The following is a 25,452-nucleotide window of genomic DNA, read 5'->3' as shown; positions in this document are numbered from 1 at the left end:
AAGAGCATAGCTCTTTACATAGAAAAAGCCAGAGGTTAACTCTGACTGATTCCCTTGCCAAAGAAGGTCTTTGGGCTTATTTTTTTCGCAAATTAATAATAACAAAGAACACCTTTTTCTGCAAGGAGATTTTGCAAAGGAGGTATTAGGATATGGCAGTACATCATGGCGGAAAAGTTGGTAGTGCAGCTAGAAAATTGGCTAGTAAGTCAACTGGTAAAAATATAAAAAGCAATGCTGGAAAAACTTTAGCTAATCACAAAGCAAAGTACCATTAACTTAAATAGTCCATAATTACAGACCTGAGTATGTCTTAAAAGGGCTCTATTATTATTTCAAAGGAGAAAGCGATATGGCACAGTACTGCATTTTAGGTAAAAGAATCAATAAATTATCTATACCAAAAACGTATGATATAAATAAAATACAATTAGGCGTTGTAGTAATAGAAAATGAGGCAAAAAAAGTGGGGTTAGCAGAAGTAGGTGATACAGTGTTACCCTCGGGAAGATTTGGAATTTATAGTAGAAAAAATGCTTATGGATGTACATACGCAGATAAAACAAAACCTAAAGAACGCCGTTATGTTTCAACAAATTGGATTTATCCATTTGGCAATACCAATGCTTCAAAGGTTGCGGTTGATGTATATAAGAAATGCTATCCTAAAGTTGAAGTTGCAGCATATGGAATAGAACTACAGCTGTATGAAGATGAGAGTAAGCAACAGTTCGTTATTATAAATATGACAGATGAAATAAGAAAGAAGTATTTGAAAGAAGCAATTAATTTAATGCTTGAAATATATGGGATATGTTATATTTATGATGATGTGATTCAAGTTGAAAAAACGTCCAAGAGGAGAAGATGTAACTGGGAAATACTTCCACCAGGAGAAATGCCGAGTAAGCATGTTGAAAAACAGGTAGAATCAATAAATCAAAGGACAGACACATATAATATTGCGAGATTAAATTATATTGAGATGTATAATTTCGTAACCAGTGTAGAAGGAATTAATGGATTTAAAGGATATTATGCATATTTATTTGAAAATTATTGTGTGTTTGAATCTGCTTTTTATGGAAATGCAACATATATTATTCAAAAAAATAATTGGGAGGAAATGAGTCAAAAGACCAAAAAAGAATTGATCGATGAAAAAAGAATTATTGGAAAAATTGACCATACAAAAAATTGGAAGAAGAATATAGCAAATATGTTTAAAAATTTAGAAATCATAAAGAAAAATGATTAAATGAAAGATTTGATTCCCAAGCTATGCTGAGATGAATAGTAGAAATAAACATCGGGGATTGGAATAAAAAAGTTCCGCCACGCTTAGTATTGCTGAAATGAGACTAAGTGTGGCGAGCTTTATTAGCATGAATTTTAATTGAAACGGATTAAATTGTTAATTCATTGAAAAGGATTTGATTTTGTTCTGGTATTCTTTGAGTGTTTTTTCATACCCCATGTCGCTTAGTTCGTAGAAGTGTTCTCCCTGGATTTCGGTGGGGAGGTATTGTTGGTCTACGTAGTGGTTTGGGTAGTCGTGGGCGTATTTGTAGCCGATGCCGTGGCCAAGTTTTTCGTGGCCGCCGTAGTGGGCGTCCTGGAGGTGTGGCGGGACTGTGGTCTTTGTGTGTTTGACGGAATCCATGGCAGCGAAGATGGCGTTGACTGCGGAGTTGCTTTTGGGAGCGCAGGCCATGTAGGTGACTGCCTGGGAGAGGATGATCTGGGATTCGGGCATTCCTACCCGTTCTACTGCCTGGGCTGCGGCGACTGCTACGCAGAGGGCCTGGGGATCGGCGTTTCCGATATCTTCGGAGGCCAGGATCATGATTCTTCGGGCTATGAATTTGACGTCTTCTCCGGCGTAGAGCATTTTTGCAAGGTAGTAGACTGCTGCGTCAGGGTCTGAGCCACGCATGCTTTTGATGAAGGCGGAGATGATGTCGTAGTGGTTGTCTCCGTTTTTATCGTAGCGGACGACGCGTTTCTGGATGCACTGAGATGCCACATCCAGGGTGATGTGGATGAGACCGTCTTCGCTACGGGGGGTAGTGAGGATGCCCAGTTCGATGGCATTGAGGGCATTTCTGGCGTCGCCGCCTGCCATGTCTGCAAGGAAGTCGAGGGCGTCTTCATCTATCCGGGCTTTATAGTTTCCCATTCCTTTTGTTTTGTCGTTGACTGCGCGAAGGATAAGTTCTTTGACTTCGGAGATCTCCAGGGATTTCAGTTCGAAGATGATGGAACGGGAGATTAAAGCAGCGTTGACTTCGAAGTATGGATTCTCTGTTGTGGCACCGATGAGGATGATGGTTCCGTCTTCTACGAATGGGAGGAGATAGTCCTGCTGGCCTTTGTTGAAGCGGTGGATCTCGTCTATGAAGAGGATTGTTTTTTTGCCGTACATACCCAGGTTTTGCTGGGCTTCTTTTACAACTGCTTCCATATCTTTTTTGCCTGCTACAGTGGCGTTGATCTGGGTGAATTCTGCACTGGTAGTGTTGGCGATTACTTTTGCCAGGGTGGTCTTGCCGGTTCCGGGAGGGCCGTAGAAGATGACGGAGGTCAGTTTGTCAGCTTTGATAGCCCTGTATAATAAGGTGTTTTTTCCGATGATGTGTTGCTGTCCTACAACTTCATCCAGAGTTGTGGGGCGTAGTCTGGATGCCAGAGGGGATTCCTGGTCCAGGGTTTTTGATTTGGCGTATTCAAATAAATCCATAGTTTTTTCTCCATAGAATATGATGATAAAACAGTCACATTTCATTTCGTGTTTATAGTAACATAAAGCATTTCTGACAAATTATAGCAAGTCTCTTAATCAATATACATTATTTACGAGGAGTGCTATAGAACGTATATTTGTTTTAGTATAACGTATCCCTGTTTTTTTGTAAAGATTAGGAAATAAAAAGGAAGAGCATTATAAGAGCTCTTCCATTATTTTACCGTATATTTCCTGGTAATGTGTGGACCATTTTTTACAGATCGACTGTGCTGCCTCAAGGTTAGGAGCTGCGATGTTCAGGTCGATGAGGGAGTTGCCCTTTTCGATGAGCTGGCATCTTACAGAATAGGTTCCCTGTTTGGTGATGTAATAATCGGCAGGAGTGACGATTCGCTCCTGGGCTTTGAAGCCGGTGGATTTCAGGTATTCCCTGACTTCCTGTTTGATCTCAGGAGAGAGATCTTTCTGGAAAAAGGAGAGAGTCTTTATGCCATCTTCGGTAATCCGGTAATGGGAGACATTGGAACGGGTGTCCATGGTGATTAGTTCTGCTTCTACCAGTTCTGAGATTGCCTGCTGGAGATGGAAATAGTTTGTATATTCCCGGTCCAGGATAAATTCTGAAATCTGCGAATTTGTCAGGGTATTTTCGGTATTCTGAAGCATGTATAACACGATTAATTTGTAAACTGTGAATGGTGTTGCCATTTTATCCCTCCTTTGCATAGAGTAGCAGAGAATCTTTTAGTGTGAAAACAGTCTTCCCTGGTAGCTTTGTTCTTCTTTCATCCTGTGATGCAGCATATTTAATACCTCACGTTTACGGCTTGCCCACAGTGGTGCGATCAGCAGATCTTTGGGGCCGTCGCCTGTGATGCGGTGTATAACCATATCCGGTCTGAGATGTTCCAGACAGTTTATAAGGAGAGAGATGTATTCATCCCGTTCGTAAGTCTGAAACAGTCCTTTCTCGTAATCTGCTGCCAGATCAGTGCCGCGAAGCACATGAAGTAACTGCAGTTTGATTCCCTGAATATCCATATGGTTGAGGTATTCCATAGTTTCCAGAATATCTGCTGTGTTTTCACCGGGCAATCCGAGGATTGTATGCACGATTACTTCGATATTTTCTTTTCGCAGGCGTTTTACGGCATCATCAAAAACGCAGAGAGGATATCCCCTTCGGATATACCTGGCAGTGGACTCATGGATCGTCTGAAGTCCAAGTTCAATCCAGACAGGTTTATGTTTATTTAACCGGGACAAAAGTGTCACGATCTCAGGACTGAGGCAGTCTGGTCTGGTGCCGATGGAAAGAGCAACTATCTTTGGATGAGAGATTGCTTCTGTAAAAATTTTTTCCAGATATTCCACAGGTGCGTAGGTATTTGTGTACGCCTGGAAATAGGCAATATATTTATGAATCGGACGTTTCTGTGAAAGGATACTGATCTGGCTTTCTATCTGGTCAGTGATGGAAAGTGCGGCATCTGCAGCGAAATCTCCGCTTCCTCCTGCGCTGCAGAAGATGCAGCCGCGGGTTCCTATCTTACCGTCCCTGTTGGGACAGGACATGCCGCCATTTAGCGTGACCTTATAAACCTTTTCTCCAAACCGCTCTCTCAGCATATAGTCCAGAGAGTGGTATGGTTTCTCTCCCCATTTGGTCATACTGTGTGATCATTTTCTGCTGATGAAGTTTCAGCAGAGTTTCCGTTCTGAAGGTCTGTATCCTGGGTATCTGCATCTGCCGGAATATAATTATCAAAAATCTTTACCAGAAAATGTCCGTTGATAAATGCCTCCAGTGCAAATCCAAACATGCACAGGAGCATGATGGCCATGGACTGTATGCGGAAACTTTTAATAAAAAACACGCCTGCAGGTAACAGAGTGATGACTGCCATCAGGACTGTATACGGAAGATGACGGATAGCCATCAGGAATGCATTGCGGAAGGTGTTTTTGATGGAGTTGTAGAATTTGGCAAGCACCGGATAAATATACAGAAATACCATCATATAAAGGATACCAAATGCAAAGAAAACGATATACAGTACCTGAGACATTGTTCCGTCGATATTGCCTACAATACGCAGATCCATGTAAAGGATAGCTGCAACTGCAAGCATGATAAGATTGATGACAGTTGCCTGTTTGAAGTTCTGCTTAAAGGATTTGAAGAAGCTTCTGATAATATAAGATTCTTCGTTACGTGCCATTTTCAGTGTGACATAGTGGAGTGCAGTCAGTGACGCACCAATAGTCACGATTGGCAGACAACAGATCAGAAAGACCACATTAAGCATAATAAGATCAGCCACGCGTCCCATGACGGTGAAGAATTTGTTGTCCATGTTAAATAGTCTGTCCATTCGTTTAATTACTCCTTTTGTATATAATGATGTACAGCATACTCTGCGGATAATCCTGCTACAGAGAAATCTGTACAAGCTTTGTATAACAGTATAACGAATCAGGCAGGAAAAAGCAAATCTTTTATGTGAGCAGGAGCTGGTCTGCAGTGACAAAAACATAGCCTTTTTCAGTAAAAAGATCAGCGATTTTCAGGGCTGCATCCACAGATGTCTGATAGCCGTCATGCATCAGGATGATAGAACCGTCATGAACCTGTTTCTGGGCGATAGACAGGATAGAATCGATGTTTTTGCTTTTCCAGTCCAGGGTGTCTACATCCCAGAATACGGGAAGCATGGTGACAGAAAGTTCCATATCCTTGATCCATGCGCCGAAAGGCGGTCGTACATAAGAAGGGTAAATTCCGGAAGCTTCATAGATTCTGTTATTTGTTTTTTCAATTTCCAGTCTGGCTTTCTCCGCCGGTATCTTGTCAAGCTGTACATGATCCCAGGTGTGATTTCCGATAAGATGTCCGTCTTTTCGCATTTGCAGGAGTATGTCTTCGTTTCCTTCAATGTTCTCGCCTATCAGAAAGAAAGATGCCCTGATGTTTCTTTTTTTTAATCCATCCAGAAGCATGGGGGTATACCGGGCATTAGGACCGTCATCGAAGGTCAGTGCGATTCTGGGAGGTTCTTCGACGGGAAGCCCGGCGGTGGTGTCAGTTGAAAAATTCTCAGAAGCTGTAGCTTTTGCAGATGCCTGTTTTACAAGGGAAAGCATACCGGGACCTGCCAGTGAAGTAAGGAACTGTGTGCGTCTGTAAACAGAAGAAAAGAGCAGAAAAAAAATCATGCATAATATTTCAAAAAATATTAAAGTCCGCTTCATGCAAAGATACTCCTCATAAAAATATCTTTCTGATTCCGGAACACAGAGTATGAATATCTGTGTCAGAACGAAAGAAACAGCAGGTGGCAGATGTAATCATTACAGTATATGAAAAAAAGAAAGCAATTCATACCGATTTATTGTATAATAGATTCTGCAAAATATAGAAGAAAGAATTTACGGAGATTGAGATGAAAAAGAAACGGACAAAACTGCTGGTTTTCTTTGCACTGGCAGGCATTTTAGTGCTTTTTTATATGATAGGAGAGTCTTATTGTGAGGGACTGTCCGGGGGGAGTAGTCTGGAAGAGAAGAATGAGGTGATGTGTAAATATAAATACGATATGATCGTAGACAGTCCGAATTCTTCTTTCTGGCAAGCGGTTTATGATTGTGCACAGGAATGGGCGCAGAAGAATGATGCAATTCTTGAACTGAGAGGCAGTGGAAGAGAGAGCGATTACAGTAAGCTTGATTATATGAATATGAGTATTGCTTCAAATTCAGATGGGATTATCCTGCAGTACAGTGGGGAACAGGGCCTGGAAGAGAAGATAAATGAGGCTGTTCAGAAAGGAATTCCGGTTGTTACTGTAATGGGAGATGCAGTTCACAGCAAGCGTCAGAGTTTCGTGGGTGTCAGTGATTATCAGCTTGGAAGTGTCTATGGCGAAAAGGTAGCGGAATATGTGACTGAGGATACGGAAAGTATTCTTATTCTGTTGAAGAAAAATATTGATGATATGAACCAGAGCCAGATATATACACAGATCAGCAATGCAGCCCAGGCAAAGGCAGGCTCTTTGCAAAATATCCAGATAACAGGAAAAAATCTTCGCTTAACTGGAACCTTTGAGACAGAAGAAGCGGTAACAGATATTTTTCAGCAGAGAGATAAAGTACCCGATATTCTTGTGTGTATGGATGAAGAGACTACAGAATGTGCACGTCAGGCAGTGCTGGACTTTAATCTTGCAGGAAAGGTTACAATCATAGGATATTACAGTTCCGAAGATATTCTTACAGCAGTGGAAAAGGGAGTAATCTCTGTTACCTGTGATGTGGATACAGAGCAGCTTGGCAGATACAGTATAGAGGCTCTGACAGCATATCAGAAAGATGGAAGGACCAATTCTTATTATAATGTGGATATTAATTTTCTGGACAAGGATGTAGTACGGGAAATGAGAAGGAAGGGGGTGTCCGGATGAAGCAGCTGCGCTGGAAAGATTTTTCACTGGTCAGTAAAATCGTTATAGAGGTGGGTATGATCGCAGTCCTTCTTTTTGCCATGAATATGCTTTTTTATGTGCGGATCAATAATTCCATGCAAAAGATGGATAATGTTTATGCCAGTAATGCAGAGCTTACCGAACTTTCACAGGTATTTGAGAAGGTACAGGATAATATGTATAAGTATCTTAAGGTTAAGAGTTCTCAGACACTTCTTGATTATTATCAGAATGAGGCAAAATACAGAAATGAACTTGAGAAACTTAATGAAGATAATATCAATGATCCCGTAAAGCTTCTGGAACGGAATATCCGGAAAATGTCGGAAACATATCTGGACTGTACTGCGGAAACGGTATCTGCCAAACGAGGAAGGAACGTTGAGCAGTATAAGCGTAAATATGATGATGCAACAAAGCTTTACAGATATATCCAGTCATCTATTGACGAACTGAATAACCTGATGTTTCAGGAGAACTCCAGTACTTATGCAGTACTTCGTGCAGTGATGAGATATCTGGAGATAAGCAATTCAGTTATTATGATCATAATTGTAGCCGGTGGAATGCTTCTGCTCATCCAGGCCACCAGAAATATGTTTGTTCCCCTTTCCAATATGGCAGAGACAGCACAACTGGTAGGTCAGGGAAATTTCCATGTAAAGATGCACGATACAGATGCACAGGATGAACTGGGAACAGTAACCAGAGCGTTTAATACAATGGTAGAGAATCTTGATCTGTATATGGCAAGGACGAAAGCAAGTATGGAGAAAGAGCAGCAGATGATGGAGAGGGAGCTTCTTATGGAAAATCATCTGAAAGAAGCACAGCTGAAATATCTTCAGTCACAGATCAATCCGCACTTTCTGTTTAATTCCCTGAATGCAGGAGCACAGCTTGCAATGATGGAGGATGCAGAGCGGACCGGGATTTTTGTAGAGAAAATGGCGGATTTTTTTCGCTATAATGTAAAAAAAGGACAGGAAGACGCCACATTGGGAGAAGAACTGGAGGCTGTTGATAACTATATTTATATTCTGAATGTCCGGTTCGCCGGAGATATCCATTTCAGCAAGGAGGTGGATGAATCACTGGAGAATGTGCGTATGCCAAGTATGATCTTGCAGCCGGTTGTGGAAAATGCAGTCAATCATGGAATACGTGACATTGAATGGGAAGGAAAAATACATCTCACAGTTACAGGAGATGCAGATTATATACGTATCAGCGTGAAAGATAATGGAAAGGGAATGACGCAGGAACAGATAGAGGGTGTTCTGTCAGGAAACAGAGAGCGCAGAAATGAAGAAGGTGATTCTACAGGAATCGGTATGAATAATGTGATCAGTCGTCTGGAACTTTATTATGAGGAATCAGGGCTTATGGAGATTAACAGTGAAGGTGAAGGAAAAGGCACAGAAGCAGTAATCTATATACCTGTGCATGAAAACTAAGAGAAGTATTATGGGAGTGAGAGAAGATGTATAGAATTTTGCTGGCAGATGATGAAGGTATCATGCTGGAATCATTAAAGAAAATTATTGAAACTGAATATGGAAATGAATGTGAGATCCACTGTGCAAAGTCAGGCAGAGTTGTGGTGGAGATGGCACAGGCATATCCGCCGGATATCTGTTTTATGGATATCCAGATGCCGGGAATAAGCGGAATCCAGGCAATCAGGGAAATTCAGAAATTTAACAGCTCAGCAGTTTTTGTGATCATAACTGCATATGATAAGTTTAATTATGCAAAAGAAGCAGTGAACCTGGGAGTTCAGGAGTTTCTCACAAAGCCTGTAAATAAGAAAGTAATTCTGGAAACCTGCGCGAAGATGATGACAAAGGTAGATCAGATACGGCAGAAGAGAAGCGATGATCTCCTGATCAGAGAGAAACTGGAGACAGTGGTACCTATGATTGAGAGTGGATATATCAATAATATTCTTCTGCAGGATGATTTTGTTACTTATCAGGATAATTATACACAGCTTCTTGATATCCGTCAGAAATACGGTTATATGATGGTCATAGAATTTGGAGATTCTATGGAAAATGGGGTGCTCAGTAATGCAGTAGGTGCAAGTGTAAAGGCAAACAAATTTTATTCTACTTTTCGTGAAATCGCACAGGGATTCTTTGAATGCCTTGTAGGTCCTATTATGGGAAACAGGATCGTACTGCTTGTTCCTTATGAAAATGCGAAAGAAGATTACGAAGACAGAGTTGCAATTGTCACAAGAGCCAGAAATATGGTACATAAATTTGAAAACCGGATCGACAGTATGTTCCGCTGTGGAATAGGAAGGGTCAAAGAACTTGGAAGCGTGAAGGAATCTTTTAAGGAAGCGGTGGTCGCACTGAGAGAGAGCATCAGTCATGTAGTGCATATTGAGGATGTACCGGCGGCACAGAAATATGACGGGGAATATCCAAGAGACCTGGAAATCAGATATCAGAAGAGGATCCTTGAGAAGGATGCTGCGGGAGCGATGAACTGCGCAGAGGGATTTTTTGAATGGATGCACAGTCAGCAGACAGTCACAAGAGAAGACATTGAGATTAAAATCCTGGAGATGGTGATGAATGCGGAACGCAGGGCATTCTTTGCAGGAACTTTGAAATATAATGTTAACAGCAGGAGAAGCTATATCCGGGAGCTTCAGTCCTGTACGGATATAGAAAATCTGAAGAAGTGGTTTCTGGATAAGACGAGAGAAATCTGTACGAAACTGGAGAATTCCAAGGAAAAAGAAGCTGGCAGTATTATTGACAGAGCAAAGGAATATATCAATGAAAATTTCCGCAGGGATATTTCTCTGGATGATGTTTCAAGAGAGGTAGATATCAGTCCATATTATTTCAGTAAACTTTTTAAACAGGAAACAGGTAAGAACTTTATTGAATATCTTACAGAAATACGTCTGAAAAATGCCAGAGAACTTCTGCAGGATTCCAGACTTTCCATTAAGGAAATATGTGCACAGTCAGGATACAGTGATCCCAATTACTTCAGCAGGATTTTCAAGAAGTATGAAGGAGTTACGCCTAGTGAGTTCAGAGAGAGGTTAGGCTGATGAAATTATATAAGACAAAAAAGAATTGCGGAAAGCTGCTGCTTGGAATACTGGCATTTTGTACAGGGATGATACTGCTGACAGGATGTGGTTCCTCTTCAGAACAAAAACAGAATAAGAATGAAGAAACAGCAGAAGAGAATAAGGAAGAGGATAAGGTTCAGATCGGACTTACAGTGGATTCTTTTGTTATAGAAAGATGGATCCGCGACAGAGATGTATTTGTGGCGACTGCCAGAGAACTGGGAGCAGAGGTAAATGTGCAGGATGCAGGTGCAGATGTCAAAGAGCAGATCAGTCAGATTGAATACTTTATAAATAAGCAGGTGGATGTGATCGTTGTGATCGCAAGAGACTGTGGAGCACTTTCAGATGCCATACAGAAGGCACAGAGTGCGGGAATTCCGGTTATTTCCTATGACAGAATGGTCAATAATGCCAATACAGATTTGTACATTTCCTTTGATAACCGTAAGGTGGGTGAGATCATGGCACAGGCACTTGTCAATGCACTTCCTCAGGGAGGAGATGTCTTTATGATACAGGGATCCTCTTCAGATAATAATGTCCAGATGGTGAAACAGGGGTTTGATGATATGCTTGCAGACACAGATCTGCATGTGGTTTATGAAGCTAACTGTGATGGCTGGACAGCAGAACTGGCTGCCGGATATGTGGAGGAAGCCCTGGAAAAATATCCTCATGTTAAGGGAATTATGTGCGGAAATGATGACATTGCCAGTCAGGTCGTACAGGTACTGGCAGAGAATCAGCTTGCCGGAAATGTGGTTGTTGTAGGTCAGGATGGAGATCTTGCAGCTTGTCAGAGAATAGTAGAAGGAACACAGTATATGACTGCTTTTAAACCAATTGAAGATCTGGCAAGAAAAGCAGCGAAATATGCAGTGGAAATGGGTAGTGGAAAGGGAGTTGCAGAACTGGAAGATGTGACAGAAACAGTAAATGACGGAACTTATGAGATTCCTTCCTGCATCCTTGAACCAACTGCAGTGACAAAAGAGAATATAGATAAGGTGATCATTGAAGGAGGTTTCCACCGCAGAGATGAAGTTTATCTGAATGCGGATTACAGTTAAATAAAATATTCAGAGATTATCCGGCTGCTTTTACAGATGTAAGAGTAAATCAGTATATAGCATTATCTTGCAACAAAAATGTCCTGTCCTGTGCAGGGCATTTTTTGTTTTTCTTAAAATGTCTTGTTTCTTGCCAACCATGTCCAGATTGCCCTGTGCTATAGTAACGTTATCAAGAAAACGTGAGAAACGTAAAAAGAAATGGAGGATTTTTACAATGAGAAAGAAAGTCGTATCTGCAATTCTTTGTGCATCAATGGTAGCTGGAATGGTAGTTATCCCGGGAGTAGCTGTTAAAGCGGATGACAAGAAACTGATCGGTGTTACAATGCCTACAAAAGATCTTCAGAGATGGAATCAGGATGGCGAGAACATGAAGAAAGAGCTGGAAGCAGCCGGCTATGAAGTAGACCTTCAGTATGCATCCAACGATGTAAGCACACAGGTTTCACAGCTTGAGAATCAGGTTGCAAACGGATGTGATCTTCTGGTTGTGGCATCTATCGACGGAAGCAGTCTTGGTGAGCCACTGAAACAGGCTAAAGAAGCAGGAATCCCGGTTATTTCCTATGACCGTCTGCTTATGAACTCAGATGCAGTTACTTATTATGCAACATTTGATAATTACAAGGTAGGTCAGAAACAGGGCGAATATTTAGTAGATGCACTTGATCTCGACAATCAGGACGGACCGTTTAATATTGAGCTGTTCACAGGTGATCCTGGTGACAATAACTGTAACTTCTTCTTCGGCGGAGCAATGGATGTACTTCAGAAATATATTGACGAAGGTAAGCTGGTAGTTAAATCCGGACAGACAGAATTTGAGCAGGTTGCAACTGCTAACTGGGACAGTGCAAAGGCTCAGGACAGAATGGATACAATTATCGCAGGTAACTACTCAGACGGTTCAAATCTTGATGCAGTTCTCTGCTCCAATGACTCTACAGCACTTGGCGTAGAAAATGCTCTTGCAGCTTCCTACACAGGAGAATATCCGATCATCACAGGTCAGGACTGTGATACACCAAATGTTAAGAACCTTGTAGCAGGAAAACAGGCTATGTCCGTATTCAAGGATACACGTGCTCTTGCAACAGCAGTTGTTGGAATGGTTGATTCCATCATGAAAGGTGAAGAACCGGAAGTTAATGATACAGAATCCTATGATAACGGCACAGGTGTTATCCCGACATACCTTTGTGATCCGGTTGTTGTCACGGTTGACAATTACAAAGAAATGCTGATCGATTCCGGATATTATACAGAAGATCAGATTAAGTAATAAAAATTGATCATACAGGCGGGAATACCACCCGCCTGTGTTAATCTATAGCAATCCCAGAAAATAATGTAATTCAGTATTTCCTGGGATTGCTATAGGGCTGCCCGCCGCAGGCATGATTTATAAAAGGGAGGGAAACAAAATTGGCTAAGATACTTCTGGAAATGAAAAATATTACCAAAACTTTCCCAGGTGTAAAAGCACTGGATAACGTTAATCTTCAGGTGGAAGAGGGCGAGATCCACGCTCTGGTCGGTGAAAATGGAGCCGGTAAATCTACCCTGATGAATGTATTAAGTGGTATTTATCCGTATGGAACATACGATGGTAATATTATTTATAACGGTGAAATCTGTAAATTCAATACAATTAAAGACAGTGAAGAAAAAGGAATTGTAATCATTCACCAGGAACTGGCGCTGATCCCATATATGACGATCGGTGAAAATATGTATCTGGGTAATGAAAGAGGAAGTTCATTATCTATTAACTGGAATGAAACTTACGGAGAAGCAGATAAATATCTGAAAATAGTAGGACTTGAAGAATCCTCCAGAACTTTGATCAAGGATATTGGTGTAGGTAAACAGCAGCTGGTAGAAATCGCCAAGGCACTGGCAAAAAATGCCAAGCTTCTGATCCTGGACGAGCCGACAGCATCTTTAAATGAGGATGATTCTCAGGCTCTGCTGGAATTGCTTCTGAAGTTCAAAAAACAGGGAATGACATCTATTATCATTTCCCATAAACTAAATGAAATTTCCTATGTTGCGGATAAGATTACAGTTATCCGTGATGGATCTACTATCGAGACTTTGGATAAGAAAAAAGATGACTTTTCCGAGCAGCGTATTATTCAGGGTATGGTAGGTCGTGAGATGACAGATCGATTCCCGAAACGTCCGGATGTAAAGATCGGGGATGTTTCCATGGAGGTTAAGAACTGGAATGTCTATCATCCGCTGTACTCAGAGCGAAAAGTAGTAGATAATGTATCATTTAAGGTGCATAAGGGAGAAGTAGTAGGTATCTCCGGACTTATGGGTGCAGGACGTACAGAGCTTGCAATGAGTATTTTCGGAAAAAGTTATGGAACTAAGATTTCCGGTCAGGTATTCATGAACGGAAAAGAAGTGAAGCTGAATACTGTACAGGAAGCAATCGATAACAAGCTTGCTTATGTTACAGAGGACAGAAAAGGAAATGGTCTGATACTTTCCAAATCCATTAAGATGAATACTTCTCTTGCAAATATGAAGGGAGTCAGTAATGGAAAGGTTATTGACGCAGATAAAGAATATGCGGTGGCAGAGGATTACAGAAAGAAGTTGAAAACAAAATGTCCGTCTGTCGAGCAGAATGTAGGCAACTTAAGTGGTGGTAACCAGCAGAAAGTCCTTCTTGCAAAATGGATGTTTACAGAACCGGATATTCTGATCCTTGATGAGCCTACCCGTGGTATTGACGTAGGTGCGAAATACGAAATTTACTGTATTATCAACGATCTGGTAGCAGCAGGAAAATCTGTCATCATGATTTCTTCTGAACTTCCGGAAGTACTTGGAATGTCAGACAGAATCTATATCATGAATGAGGGCAAGTTCGTAGGTGAGGTCGGCAAAGAAGAGGCCACATCAGAACTGATCATGTCCAAGATCGTAAAATCAGGAAAAGGAGCGTAAAGAAGATGGAAAAAAAGATTAGTTTTTCAGAGATATTAAAGAAATATACCATGGTGCTTGTTCTTGTTCTGGTAGTCATCATGTTTGCTGTAAATACAAAGGGGGTTATGCTTCTTCCTCAGAATGTGAATAACCTTGTAGCCCAGAATGCGTATGTATTTATCCTTGCAACAGGTATGTTGTTCTGTATTCTGACTGGTGGTAATATTGACCTTTCTGTTGGTTCTGTTGTATGTTTTGTAGCAGCAGTTGGCGGTAAGATGATGGTTCTCAACAGTATGAACCCATATCTTACAATGCTGGTTATGTTGCTTACAGGTATTGCCATCGGTGCATGGCAGGGATTCTGGATTGCATATGTAAGAATCCCACCGTTTATTGTAACTCTGGCTGGTATGCTTGCGTTCCGTGGTCTTTCAAACGTAGTTTTACAGGGACAGACACTGGCACCAATGCCTGATTCTTACCTGGCACTGTTTAACAATTATATTCCGGATCCATTTGGAAAAGAGGGATTTAATCTTATCTGTTTTGTAGTTGGTATTATTGTCTGTATTGTATATGTGTTGCTTGTTCTGAAGAATCGTGCAGATCGTGTGAAGAAAGGGTACAGTGTAGATGCTTTTGGTGGCGTTGCAGTTAAGATGATTCTGATCTGTGCAGTTGTTATTGCTTTTATGTTCCGTCTGGCTCAGTATAAAGGTATTCCGAATTCTCTGATCTGGGTAGCTGTGATTATTGCAATCTATACATATATTGCTTCCAAGACAACTACAGGACGTTATTTCTATGCAGTTGGCGGTAATGAGAAGGCTACAAAGCTTTCCGGTATTAATACAAATAAGGTTTATTTCCTTGCTTATCTGAATATGGGTCTTCTGGCTGCTATTGCAGGTATGGTTACTATGGCCCGTCTGAATTCTGCCAATCCTCAGGCAGGTACAAACTTTGAGATGGATGCTATCGGTGCTTGTTTTATTGGTGGTGCTTCTGCTTATGGCGGAACCGGTACAGTTCCGGGGGTTATCATTGGTGCATTACTGATGGGTGTTCTGAACTTAGGTATGAGTATCATGGGTATTGACCAGAACCTGCAGAAGGTTGTTAAAGGTCTGGTTCTGCTGGCAGCGGTTATCTTTGATGTTGTTAGTAAGAGAAAATCTTTTATCGTAAAATAAAAATTGTATATTCATTCTTAAATGGAAATTTTTTGCAGGGCTTGCAGGGTGCAGGCCCTGTTTTTTTACCGAATCAAGTAAGTCTCCTGCTTTAATTGCGAATATCTGTTTGACTTGACAGGGGACGCGCAGAAAAATAGTGTGTTTGATGTGCGGTTTCGGCATCTAAGATATTCTAAGGCCAAGAAAATCTGCTAAAGGCATGAGCCGGCTTCTCAAACTCGCTCCGTCGCAGACTCCGCTCAGACAGTGATACAGCCGGCTCATAACGCAGATTTTTTTGACCTAAGAATATCTAAGATACCTGCAAATGCACATCAAACACACTATTTTTCTGCGCTGGCTGCTGGCGATTTTTGGGGTGTTGGATTGAGTAAAAATGGACGATAAAAATGGGTGGACGGAAAATTTGCTTGTGGAGGTAGAAGGATGGTCGTATAATGAGGGGGAATATTGTACGAAGTGAGGAGTGGGTTGTTATGAGATATAGTTCTGTGTTGGATTTGCATACACATACTTTGGTGAGTGGTCATGCATATTGTTCTCTGAGGGAGATGGCGAAAGCGGCCGCAGATAAGGGACTGGAGGTTCTGGGGATTACGGAGCATGCGCCTGCTATGCCGGGGACCTGTCATAAGTATTATTTTGAGAATCTGAAAATTGTGCCCAGGGAGATGTATGGGATTCAGTTGCTTCTGGGGTCTGAGGTGAATATTCTGGATGCACAGGGGACTGTGGATCTGGCGCAGCGGACGTTGGAGAGGATGGATGTGGTGATCGCCAGTCTGCATATGCCATGCATGAAGCCGGGATCTAAGCTGGAGAATACAGAAAGCTATCTGAATGTAATGAAGAATCCGTATGTAAATATTATCGGACATCCGGATGATGGGAGATATGAAATCGATTATGAGGCACTGGTTCAGGGTGCGAAGGAATATGGGAAGGTTTTGGAACTGAATAATCATTCTATGGATCCGGACTGTAACCGGCAGAATGCTGTGGAGAATGATACTGTGATGCTGAATCTGTGTAAGAAATATCAGGTTCCGGTGGTGATGGATAGTGATGCTCATTTTGACTTGCTGATTGGGGAGTTTGATCTGGCGAGAGATCTGCTGGAGAAACTGGATTTTCCGGAAGAGCTGGTTCTTAATCGGTCTGCGGATGCAATAAGGAAGTATGTGAATCGTAAGTTCTGATAAACTGAGAAGCAGTTATTTGGTGTAGAGCTGCGTCACAAAGAGGATGATTTTATCTGCCTTACTCTTCGAAAGAGGTTTTTGTGAGAAAATAAAAAAATCTGTAATTTCTTTTAGGTTAAAGGCTTGCTTCCTATAATTTAACGTGGTAAAATATCACTGTTAGAAATATAACACGGACATTTTAAAGACAAATGTCCGTCCAGTGAAGTACAGAGTTCTAAAAGGAGCATGAAAATGAGTAAAAAAATCAGAACAGAGGCTGTAGATCAGCTTTTTGAAGCGATTTTATGCCTGAAGGATAAAGAAGAGTGCTATACTTTTTTTGAGGATGTATGCACGATCAATGAACTTCTTTCCTTATCACAGCGTTTTGAGGTTGCCAAGATGCTGATGGACAAGAGAACCTATCTTGATATTTCGGAGAAAACCGGAGCTTCCACAGCAACGATCAGTCGTGTGAATCGTTCATTGAATTATGGAAATGACGGATATGAGATGGTTTTTTCAAGAATGGCAGAGAAGGAAACTAAAGGGGAATAAGATAGCGGAAGGCTGAATAAATGCAGTGCTATTGTGGGGCAGGTGAAGATCACCTGCCTTTTTTGTATAGGGAGTTTTCGGATAAAAGAGAAGTCCGATTATTCCTCTTCTGGGAGAGTGTTGTGCAGGCTGAGAAAATGCTGCGAAGGATCAATCTATAAAAGTCGAAAATGAATATTATATAGTCAAATATGCAAACTATGCGGATTGGTATAATGTTATAATTTTGTTTATGAAAGATAACTGGCTGTTGGCAATATCGTATAAGATATTTTTATGAAAAAAGTCATATATAAAGTATTTTGCTGGAAGTATTTTACAAATGCATGGCGAAATGTAATATTGCAGGCAGAGAGAACAGTTATAAAAAACAAATCATGAGGAGAACATAAGAGTATGAAGGCATTTGATTATTCACTGGTAAAAGATCCACAGTATTTCTGCGATAACCGAATGGAAGCTCATTCAGATCATGTATATTATAGAGATGGGAATGAAATGCAGGCTGCTGTGCAGGATGGGACAGAAACTTCTTTCCGTTACAGTCTGAACGGTTTATGGAAGTTTCATTATGCGCGTAATTACAAAAGTACAGTTCAGGGATTTGAGAAAGAGGACTACTGCTGTTATGACTGGGATGACATTCATGTACCTGCACATATCCAGATGGAAGGGTATGATGCACCGCAGTATGCCAATGTCCAGTATCCATGGGAAGGACATGAGGAAATTTATCCGGGTCAGATTCCTGAGAGATTTAATCCGGTTGCAAGCTATGTGAAATATTTTACAGTGCCGGAACATATGAAGGGAAAGAGGTTGTTTATTTCTTTCCAGGGAGCAGAGAGCGGGCTTGCATTGTGGCTGAATGGAGCCTTTGTTGGCTACAGTGAGGATTCTTTCACCCCATCTGAATTTGAACTGACAGATTATCTTAAAGATGGACAGAATAAGCTGGCAGCACAGGTATTCAAATGGACCTCTAGCAGCTGGTGCGAAGATCAGGACTTCTTCCGTTTCTCCGGAATTTACAGAGATGTGTATCTTTATACAGTTCCGGATACCCATGCATATGATCTCCAGATCCGTGCAATCCCGGAAGAGAATCTGGATGTAGCAGATCTTGAAATTAAGGTAAAGACATGGGGAAAAGGAAGCATTGCTTTCAGACTTGAGAAAGATGGAGAATGTGTGCTGGAAGAGAAAAAATCTCTTACAGAAGCTGGAAATGAAGAAGCCGATGCAGAGGCATTTTATATTCAGAAAACAAATAGCAGCAAGACTGTACAGAACAGTTTTGCATGGAAAATCAATAATCCAAAATTATGGAGTGCAGAAGATCCGCAGCTCTATGATCTTACAATTGAACTTTATGACGAAGCAGGAAATATTCAGGAAGTGATTCCTCAGAAGGTTGGATTCCGCCGTTTCGAGATGAAGAACGGCATTATGACTCTGAACGGAAAGCGTATCGTGTTTAAGGGCGTAAACCGTCATGAATTCAGTTCTGTCAGCGGCAGACATGTATCAGAGGAAGAACTCCGCAAGGATCTTCGCATTATGAAGCAGAATAATATCAATGCCATCCGTACCTGTCATTATCCGGATACATCACTGATCTATCAGCTTTGTGATGAATATGGTATTTATATGATCGATGAGACAAACCTGGAATCCCATGGTTCCTGGGATGTGGCGGAATTTACAAAGGATTATACTCATGTTGTTCCTCACAACAAACCGGAATGGCTGGATATGATGCTTGACCGTGCCAACTCCATGTATCAGAGAGACAAGAATCATCCGGCAATCCTGATCTGGTCCTGTGGAAATGAATCTTTTGGCGGAAAAGATATCTATGAAATGTCTCAGCTTTTCCGTAAGAATGACTCTACCCGTCTGGTACATTATGAGGGACTTTTCCATGACCGCAGTTATAATGATACCAGTGATATGGAAAGCCAGATGTATCCGTCTGTAGAAGCAATCAAAGAGTTTCTGGCAAAGGATGACAGTAAACCGTTTATCTGCTGTGAGTACACACATGCCATGGGAAATTCCTGCGGTGCCATGCACAAATATACTGACCTGACAGATACAGAGCCCAAATATCAGGGTGGATTTATCTGGGATTATATTGACCAGTCTATTTATAAGAAAGACCGCTATGGAAAAGAGTTCCAGGCATACGGCGGCGATTTCGGAGAACGCCCTACAGACTATAATTTCAGTGGTAACGGAATCGCATATGGCGGTGACAGAGAACCATCTCCGAAGATGCAGGAAGTGAAATTCAATTATCAGAATATTACAGCAGAGGTGACAGCTGATACAGTAAAAGTGCTTAACAAGAACCTCTTTGTAAATACAGATACTTTTGACTGTAAGGTAACACTTGCAAAGAATGGAAAAGTGATCCGTACAGAAGCACTGGAAACAGCAGTTGAGCCATTGAGTACGAAAGAATATAAACTGCCTTTTGGAAAGGCTGAAGCAGTCGGAGAATATACAGTTACTGTTTCCTTCCATCTGAAAGAGGAAAAAGTGTGGGCATCTGCAGGCCATGAGATCGCGTTTGGACAGTATGTATATCAGGTGAAAGAGGCTGTTTCGAATGGAAAATCAGATTCAGCAGAAACAGCAATTATAGCGGAAAAAGATGTATGTGTATCAGATGCGTTTGTAAAGAAACCACAGATCATCCGAAGCACACACAATATTGGTGTCCGCGGCGAGCACTTCGAAGTAATGTTCTCCGTCCTCAATGGTGGTCTGGTCTCCTACAAATATGCGGGCAAAGAGATGATCGAGGCAATCCCGAAACCAAACTTCTGGCGCGCACCAACAGACAATGACTGTGGAAATCTTATGCAGATGCGCTACGCACAGTGGAAAGTCGCCAGTATGTATTTAAGTCATAAAGAATACAGAAAAGGTGCATACGGTCCATCCAATTCACCACAGACAGAAGAAACAGACCACTCTGTAAAAGTAACTTTTACCTATCTGATGCCAACCACACCAGCCAGTGAGTGTCAGCTCACCTACGAAGTATTCGGAGATGGAAAAGTGAAGACAACTTTAACTTATGATCCTGTAAAAGAACTTGGTGATACGCCGGAATTTGGGGTGATTTTCAAATTCAATGCAGATTACGACAATGTTCAGTGGTATGGACTGGGCGAAGCTGAGACCTATGCAGACCGCAAAAAAGGTGCAAAACTGGGCATTTACCAGAATAAAGTTGTGGACAACATAGCAAGATACATGGTACCGCAGGAATGTGGAGCAAAAGAGGAAGTACGTTGGGCGAAAGTCACAGACCGCAAGGGCAGAGGAATGTACTTTGAAATGGATGGAGAATCAATGATGTTCTCTGCACTCCCATACACTCCACATGAGATGGAAAATGCTATGCATCCATACGAACTCCCACAGATTCATTACACAGTAGTACGCGTAGCCAAAGGCCAGATGGGAATCGGCGGTGACGACAGCTGGGGAGCATATACCCATCCGGAATATCTGCTGAATGCAGACGGAAAGATGGAATTCTCCTTTAGCTTTAAAGGAATTTAATATAGTTTATTAAAAAAGCCATTTTCAGTCAGAAGGTGGCTTTTTTAAATAATGCTAATAACATTTATTGAAAATAATTGGAACAGGATGTATGATTACAGAGAAAGAGTAAATCAAGTACATTGTTGCGTAAATAACTATGTTAATTGCGTAGACGAGCGAGTGGCACAGTTATTTCGATAGAGAATGATAACAATAATATTCGGATTCGACATACTGTACGAAGAGGGAGGAATTATCTTATGTATCAGGCAGATGAAAAACGTTATGAAACTATGAAATACCACCGCTGTGGTGCCAGTGGGCTGATGCTGCCGGAGTTATCTCTGGGGTTATGGCATAATTTCGGAGACACCGGTGTTTATGAGAATATGAAGCAGATGTGCTTCACAGCATTTGATAATGGAATTACACATTTTGACCTTGCAAACAACTATGGCCCACAGCCTGGAAGTGCGGAGGAAAATTTTGGGAAAATCCTGAGAGAGGAATTTTCTGCATACAGAGATGAGCTGATCGTCAGCACAAAGGCAGGCTATGATATGTGGCCGGGACCTTATGGAAACTGGGGAAGCCGCAAGTATCTGATCGCCAGTCTTGACCAGAGCCTGAAACGCCTTGGTCTGGATTATGTAGATATCTTCTATCATCACAGAATGGATCCGGAGACTCCTCTTGAGGAGACCATGGAGGCTCTTGCACAAATTGTCAGAAGCGGAAAGGCATTGTATGTTGGAATCTCCAACTATGATGGTGAGACAATGAAACGCGCTGCAGATATTCTGGAAGAACTGCATTGTCCGTTTATCATTAATCAGAACAGATATAATATCTTTAACCGTACCATCGAGACAAATGGCCTGAAACAGGCTGCAGCAGAGAGGAAAAAGGGAATTATTGCATTTAGCCCGTTATCCCAGGGAATGCTCACAGACCGATATCTGAATGGAATTCCAAAGGACAGCCGCGTCAACACAGACGGACGTTTTCTCCATGCAGATCAGTTCAGTGAGGAACGTCTTAACAGTATCCGCAGTCTGAATGCAATTGCAGCAGAGAGAGGGGAAAGTCTTGCTCAGATGGCACTGAAATGGATTCTCCGCGACGGAATCGTAACCAGCGTTCTCATCGGGGCATCCCGTCCACAGCAGATTCTTGAGAACCTGAAAGTGCTTGACAGTGCACCGTTTAGTGAAGAGGAATTAAAGAAGATTGATGAGTGTTCATTGGCATTATAATAAACATCCACTTGACAGACTGTTTTCTTAAATGATATGAAAGAGTAATGTAATCTGAATTGCATTATTTTCTGGAATTATCAGCGAATAACAGATATGCGGAAAGGAAAAATTATGATTATTTATCACGAAAGTTCAAAGACATTCCATTTATACAACAATGAAATCAGTTATATTATGTGTGTGCTTCCAAATGGACATCTTGGAAATCTCTATTTTGGGAAAAGAATCCATGACAGAGAAGATTTTTCACATCTTCTTGAGATGAAGCAGAGACCAATGACAGCCTGTGTTTATGAGGGAAACCGCAAATTTTCGCTGGAGCATCTGAAACTGGAATATCCGGTGTATGGCAGTTCTGATTACCGTTATCCGGCAGTGGAGATCCTTCAGGAAAACGGCAGCAGGATTTCTGATTTTACTTATGTAAGTTATACAATTGCAGCTGGAAAACCAAAACTTCAGGGACTTCCGGCTACATATACTGAGAAAGACGAAGAAGCCCAGACCTTATGTGTAAAATTGAAAGATGAAGTAATAGGAATTGTATTGGAATTGCTTTATACTATTTTTACACAGAGGGGAATCATCACCAGAAGTGCCAGATTTACAAACGAGGGTACATCATCAATACATCTGTTAAATGCAATGAGCCTCAATCTTGATCTACCGGACAAGGATTATGTGTGGATGCAGTTTTCAGGTGCATGGTCCAGAGAACGTCATGTGAAAGAACGCAGATTAGAGCAGGGAATCCAGTCTGTGGGAAGCATCAGAGGAAATTCTTCCCATGAACATAATCCCTTTATTGTGCTCCGACGTCCGTCGGCAACAGAAAATGCAGGAGAAGTGATGGGATTCAGCCTGATCTACAGCGGAAATCACAGAATGCAGGCAGAGGTGGATACTCATGATACAACCCGTATCACTGTGGGAATCAATCCGCAGAATTTTGACTGGAAGCTGGACTGTGGTGAGAGCTTTCAGACTCCGGAAGCAGTAGTAGTATTTTCTGATAAGGGTCTGAATGGAATGAGCCAGACTTTCCATAAATTATATCAGAAGAGACTGGCAAGAGGTTACTGGAGAGACCGTCCTAGGCCAATCCTTAACAATAACTGGGAAGCTACTTATTTTGATTTTACAGAGGACCGTCTGGTGGAAATTGCTGCAAAGGCGAAGGAATGTGGTGTTGAATTATTTGTGCTGGATGACGGATGGTTCGGTGCACGAAGCAACGATTATGCAGGACTTGGTGACTGGGCGGCAAACAGAGAGCGTCTTCCGCAGGGAATCAAGGGAATCGCAGACAGGATCGAAGAGATGGGTATGAAATTTGGTCTGTGGTTTGAGCCGGAGATGGTGAATAAGGATTCCGACCTTTACCGTGCACATCCGGACTGGATCCTGCAGACACCTCAGAGGCATTCCTGTCATGGCAGAAATCAGTATGTGCTGGACTTCTCCAGAAAAGAAGTGGTGGACTGTATTTATGAGATGATGTACAAAATCCTCTCAGAAGCAAAGGTTTCCTACATCAAATGGGATATGAACAGAAGTATTACGGAATGTTATTCAGCTGCACTTCCAGCAGACCGTCAGGGAGAAGTGTTCCACAGATATATTCTCGGAGTTTATGATCTGTATGAGCGGTTAAATACTGCATTTCCGCAGATTCTCTTTGAGTCCTGCGCAAGCGGTGGCGGACGTTTTGATCCGGGAATCCTTTATTATGCGCCACAGGGATGGACCAGTGATGATACAGATGCGGCAGAGCGTGTGAAAATCCAGTACGGCACAAGCATGTGTTATCCGGTAAGCTCCATGGGAAGTCATGTTTCTGTAGTACCAAACCATCAGTTAAACCGCAAAACTCCGTTACATACAAGAGCAAATGTAGCTTATTTTGGAACTTTCGGATATGAGCTGGATCTGAATAAACTGTCTGATGAGGAAATCAGTGAAGTAAAACAGCAGATTACCTTTATGAAAGAATATAGAGAACTGATCCAGTTTGGAACTTTTTACAGACTGAAGAGTCCTTTTGAGGGCAATGAAACTGTGTGGATGACAGTCAGCGAGGACAAAAAAACAGCGCTGGTATTCTGGTACAGGGAAAGAAATGTAGTAAACGCAGATTTTACCAGAGTGCGGCTTCATGGACTGGATCCGGATCTTATCTACAGAAATGAGTATAATGAAACAGAAAACTACGGGGATGAGCTGATGAATCTGGGACTGCTCACCACAGACTGTACAGCAGGTGAACCTACAAGTGAAGACGAACCATGCACAGACTATGAGTCCAGAATTTATGTTTTAACTGCAAAATAATAACCGAATCAGGTAAGCTCCTTATGGAGGTTGCGAAAAGCAATAGACAGAAATAAAAAATCAACAAAAAGCAGGCAGAACGATCACACGGGATCGTCTACCTGCTTTTCGTTAAATTTATCCATCATTTCTTTATGGGTCTTATAATTCTTCGGACTCATTCCAAACTTCTTCTTAAAAGCCTTGGAAAAAACAAGCTGGTCTTCATAGCCCACATTATTAGCAATCTCTTTAACAGACAGACTGGTACTGACCAGAAGACTGGCTGCTTTATGCATCTTATAATCAATGAGGAAGGTCTGTGCGGACATTCCAAGCTCTTTCTGAAAGGAACTGTTCAGATAGGCACGGCTGATTCCGATATTATCTGCAATATCAGAAATCCCGATTCCCTTTTGATACATATCTTTAATATATTCAATGGCAAGCTCCACGTAGACACTGGTGCTGTAGGCATATTTGGCATTTTTTTTGTTCTGTGCAGACTGCTTTTCATGAAAGCCGGCAAGCTCGGCTAACAACAGAATCAGATAAGCCTGGCGCCTTAGATCATTGGCTTTGGAAAGCTGCTTATGATTCAGCATATAATCGATGTGTTTCAGGATTATTTTCTGATCCGGTGCAGGAAGTACTAATTGATTTTTGGAAAATCCACATTCTTTTACCATTGAGTGAGCTCGGATTCCGCGAAAACCAATCCAGGCATAAGTCCAGGGATTGGTTTCATCAGCACCGTATGTGACTGGTTCATTTGGATAAATTACAAACATCTGTCCGGGAGTAAGGCTCCAGGTCTGACCTCTGGCAGAATAGAATCCGGTACCGTCCAGCACAAAATGGATGATGAACTCATCTCTTGGCATGGAACAGATATGTCCGGGCGGGCAGTGTTCTTTGCCCGTATGGATCAGACTGATATCAAGGGAGCCCTCTTTCAGGTTTTCAAGACAGCGGAAAGTAGCGCTGTCCGTATATTTTACATTTGGCATTTGGGTAATTCCTTTT

20 protein-coding genes are annotated in these 25,452 nt (G+C 41.7%); 14 read left to right on the top strand and 6 right to left on the bottom strand.

Annotation, left to right across the window (positions count from 1 at the left end):
• Positions 1-152 precede the first annotated feature (152 nt).
• Both NQ550_RS16840 and NQ550_RS16835 read left to right on the top strand, forming a co-directional pair.
• On the top strand, positions 153-278 hold the full coding sequence (locus NQ550_RS16840) for a hypothetical protein (protein WP_259838165.1): 126 nt from the start codon (positions 153-155) through the stop codon (positions 276-278).
• Between the two features lie 74 nt (positions 279-352).
• A complete protein-coding gene (locus NQ550_RS16835) occupies positions 353-1,258 on the top strand; it encodes a hypothetical protein (protein ID WP_025578087.1) in 906 nt (301 codons plus the stop codon).
• 156 nt (positions 1,259-1,414) lie between these two features.
• On the opposite strand, the gene NQ550_RS16830 is transcribed toward NQ550_RS16835, so the two are convergent.
• The 5 genes from NQ550_RS16830 to NQ550_RS16810 all read right to left on the bottom strand — a co-directional run bounded on the left by NQ550_RS16830 (position 1,415) and on the right by NQ550_RS16810 (position 5,962).
• On the bottom strand, positions 1,415-2,740 hold the full coding sequence (locus tag NQ550_RS16830; RefSeq protein WP_025578088.1) for a replication-associated recombination protein A: 1,326 nt from the start codon (positions 2,738-2,740) through the stop codon (positions 1,415-1,417).
• A gap of 201 nt (positions 2,741-2,941) precedes the next feature.
• A complete protein-coding gene (locus NQ550_RS16825) occupies positions 2,942-3,454 on the bottom strand; it encodes a DUF4364 family protein (RefSeq protein WP_008706534.1) in 513 nt (170 codons plus the stop codon).
• A 36-nt stretch (positions 3,455-3,490) separates the two neighbouring features.
• Entirely contained in the window at positions 3,491-4,417 is a 927-nt protein-coding gene (mnmL, locus tag NQ550_RS16820) for a tRNA modification radical SAM protein MnmL/YtqA (protein WP_008706535.1), read from the bottom strand.
• On the bottom strand, positions 4,414-5,121 hold the full coding sequence (locus NQ550_RS16815; RefSeq protein WP_020993606.1) for a YesL family protein: 708 nt from the start codon (positions 5,119-5,121) through the stop codon (positions 4,414-4,416). Before NQ550_RS16815 ends, mnmL begins: the two co-directional genes overlap by 4 nt.
• 124 nt (positions 5,122-5,245) lie before the next feature.
• Entirely contained in the window at positions 5,246-5,962 is a 717-nt protein-coding gene (locus tag NQ550_RS16810; protein WP_243282982.1) for a polysaccharide deacetylase family protein, read from the bottom strand.
• Between the two features lie 227 nt (positions 5,963-6,189).
• Here NQ550_RS16810 and NQ550_RS16805 point away from each other — a divergent pair, with 227 nt between their 5' ends.
• The 12 genes from NQ550_RS16805 (at position 6,190) to NQ550_RS16750 (ending at position 24,447) form a co-directional block, all read left to right on the top strand.
• Entirely contained in the window at positions 6,190-7,209 is a 1,020-nt protein-coding gene (locus NQ550_RS16805) for a sugar ABC transporter substrate-binding protein (protein WP_008706543.1), read from the top strand.
• A complete protein-coding gene (locus NQ550_RS16800; protein ID WP_025578091.1) occupies positions 7,206-8,687 on the top strand; it encodes a sensor histidine kinase in 1,482 nt (493 codons plus the stop codon). Before NQ550_RS16805 ends, NQ550_RS16800 begins: the two co-directional genes overlap by 4 nt.
• 26 nt (positions 8,688-8,713) lie before the next feature.
• Positions 8,714-10,309, top strand: a complete 1,596-nt coding sequence (locus NQ550_RS16795; protein ID WP_008706547.1) for a helix-turn-helix domain-containing protein — start codon at positions 8,714-8,716, stop codon at positions 10,307-10,309.
• On the top strand, positions 10,309-11,406 hold the full coding sequence (locus NQ550_RS16790) for a sugar ABC transporter substrate-binding protein (protein WP_020993603.1): 1,098 nt from the start codon (positions 10,309-10,311) through the stop codon (positions 11,404-11,406). The genes NQ550_RS16795 and NQ550_RS16790 overlap by 1 nt, the downstream gene beginning before the upstream one ends.
• A gap of 268 nt (positions 11,407-11,674) precedes the next feature.
• Positions 11,675-12,691: a multiple monosaccharide ABC transporter substrate-binding protein gene (gene chvE / locus NQ550_RS16785; RefSeq protein ID WP_416386313.1), complete on the top strand. Its 1,017-nt coding sequence runs from the start codon at positions 11,675-11,677 to the stop codon at positions 12,689-12,691.
• A 143-nt stretch (positions 12,692-12,834) separates the two neighbouring features.
• Entirely contained in the window at positions 12,835-14,373 is a 1,539-nt protein-coding gene (gene mmsA / locus NQ550_RS16780; protein WP_025578092.1) for a multiple monosaccharide ABC transporter ATP-binding protein, read from the top strand.
• Between the two features lie 5 nt (positions 14,374-14,378).
• On the top strand, positions 14,379-15,551 hold the full coding sequence (gene mmsB / locus NQ550_RS16775) for a multiple monosaccharide ABC transporter permease (RefSeq protein ID WP_025578094.1): 1,173 nt from the start codon (positions 14,379-14,381) through the stop codon (positions 15,549-15,551).
• 479 nt (positions 15,552-16,030) lie between these two features.
• Complete coding sequence (locus NQ550_RS16770; protein ID WP_025578096.1) at positions 16,031-16,753, top strand: phosphatase; 723 nt, start codon at positions 16,031-16,033, stop codon at positions 16,751-16,753.
• A gap of 237 nt (positions 16,754-16,990) precedes the next feature.
• Entirely contained in the window at positions 16,991-17,296 is a 306-nt protein-coding gene (locus NQ550_RS16765) for a YerC/YecD family TrpR-related protein (RefSeq protein ID WP_008706557.1), read from the top strand.
• Between the two features lie 396 nt (positions 17,297-17,692).
• Positions 17,693-20,875, top strand: a complete 3,183-nt coding sequence (lacZ, locus tag NQ550_RS16760) for a beta-galactosidase, LacZ type (RefSeq protein ID WP_025578097.1) — start codon at positions 17,693-17,695, stop codon at positions 20,873-20,875.
• Positions 20,876-21,117: 242 nt separating this feature from the next.
• The gene (gene mgrA / locus NQ550_RS16755; protein WP_025578098.1) at positions 21,118-22,113 is read left to right on the top strand and encodes an L-glyceraldehyde 3-phosphate reductase; all 996 of its coding nucleotides are present in this window, start codon (positions 21,118-21,120) and stop codon (positions 22,111-22,113) included.
• Between the two features lie 111 nt (positions 22,114-22,224).
• A complete protein-coding gene (locus NQ550_RS16750) occupies positions 22,225-24,447 on the top strand; it encodes an alpha-galactosidase (protein ID WP_025578100.1) in 2,223 nt (740 codons plus the stop codon).
• Between the two features lie 83 nt (positions 24,448-24,530).
• On the opposite strand, the gene NQ550_RS16745 is transcribed toward NQ550_RS16750, so the two are convergent.
• Positions 24,531-25,436 carry an AraC family transcriptional regulator gene (locus NQ550_RS16745; RefSeq protein WP_022381157.1) on the bottom strand — a complete coding sequence of 302 codons (906 nt, stop codon included), beginning with the start codon at positions 25,434-25,436 and terminating at the stop codon, positions 24,531-24,533.
• Positions 25,437-25,452: the final 16 nt, after the last annotated feature.

It is taken from the genome of Blautia wexlerae DSM 19850, assembly GCF_025148125.1.
In the GTDB taxonomy this organism is placed as follows: domain Bacteria; phylum Bacillota; class Clostridia; order Lachnospirales; family Lachnospiraceae; genus Blautia_A; species Blautia_A wexlerae.
This window is presented reverse-complemented; position numbering and strand designations above follow the sequence as displayed.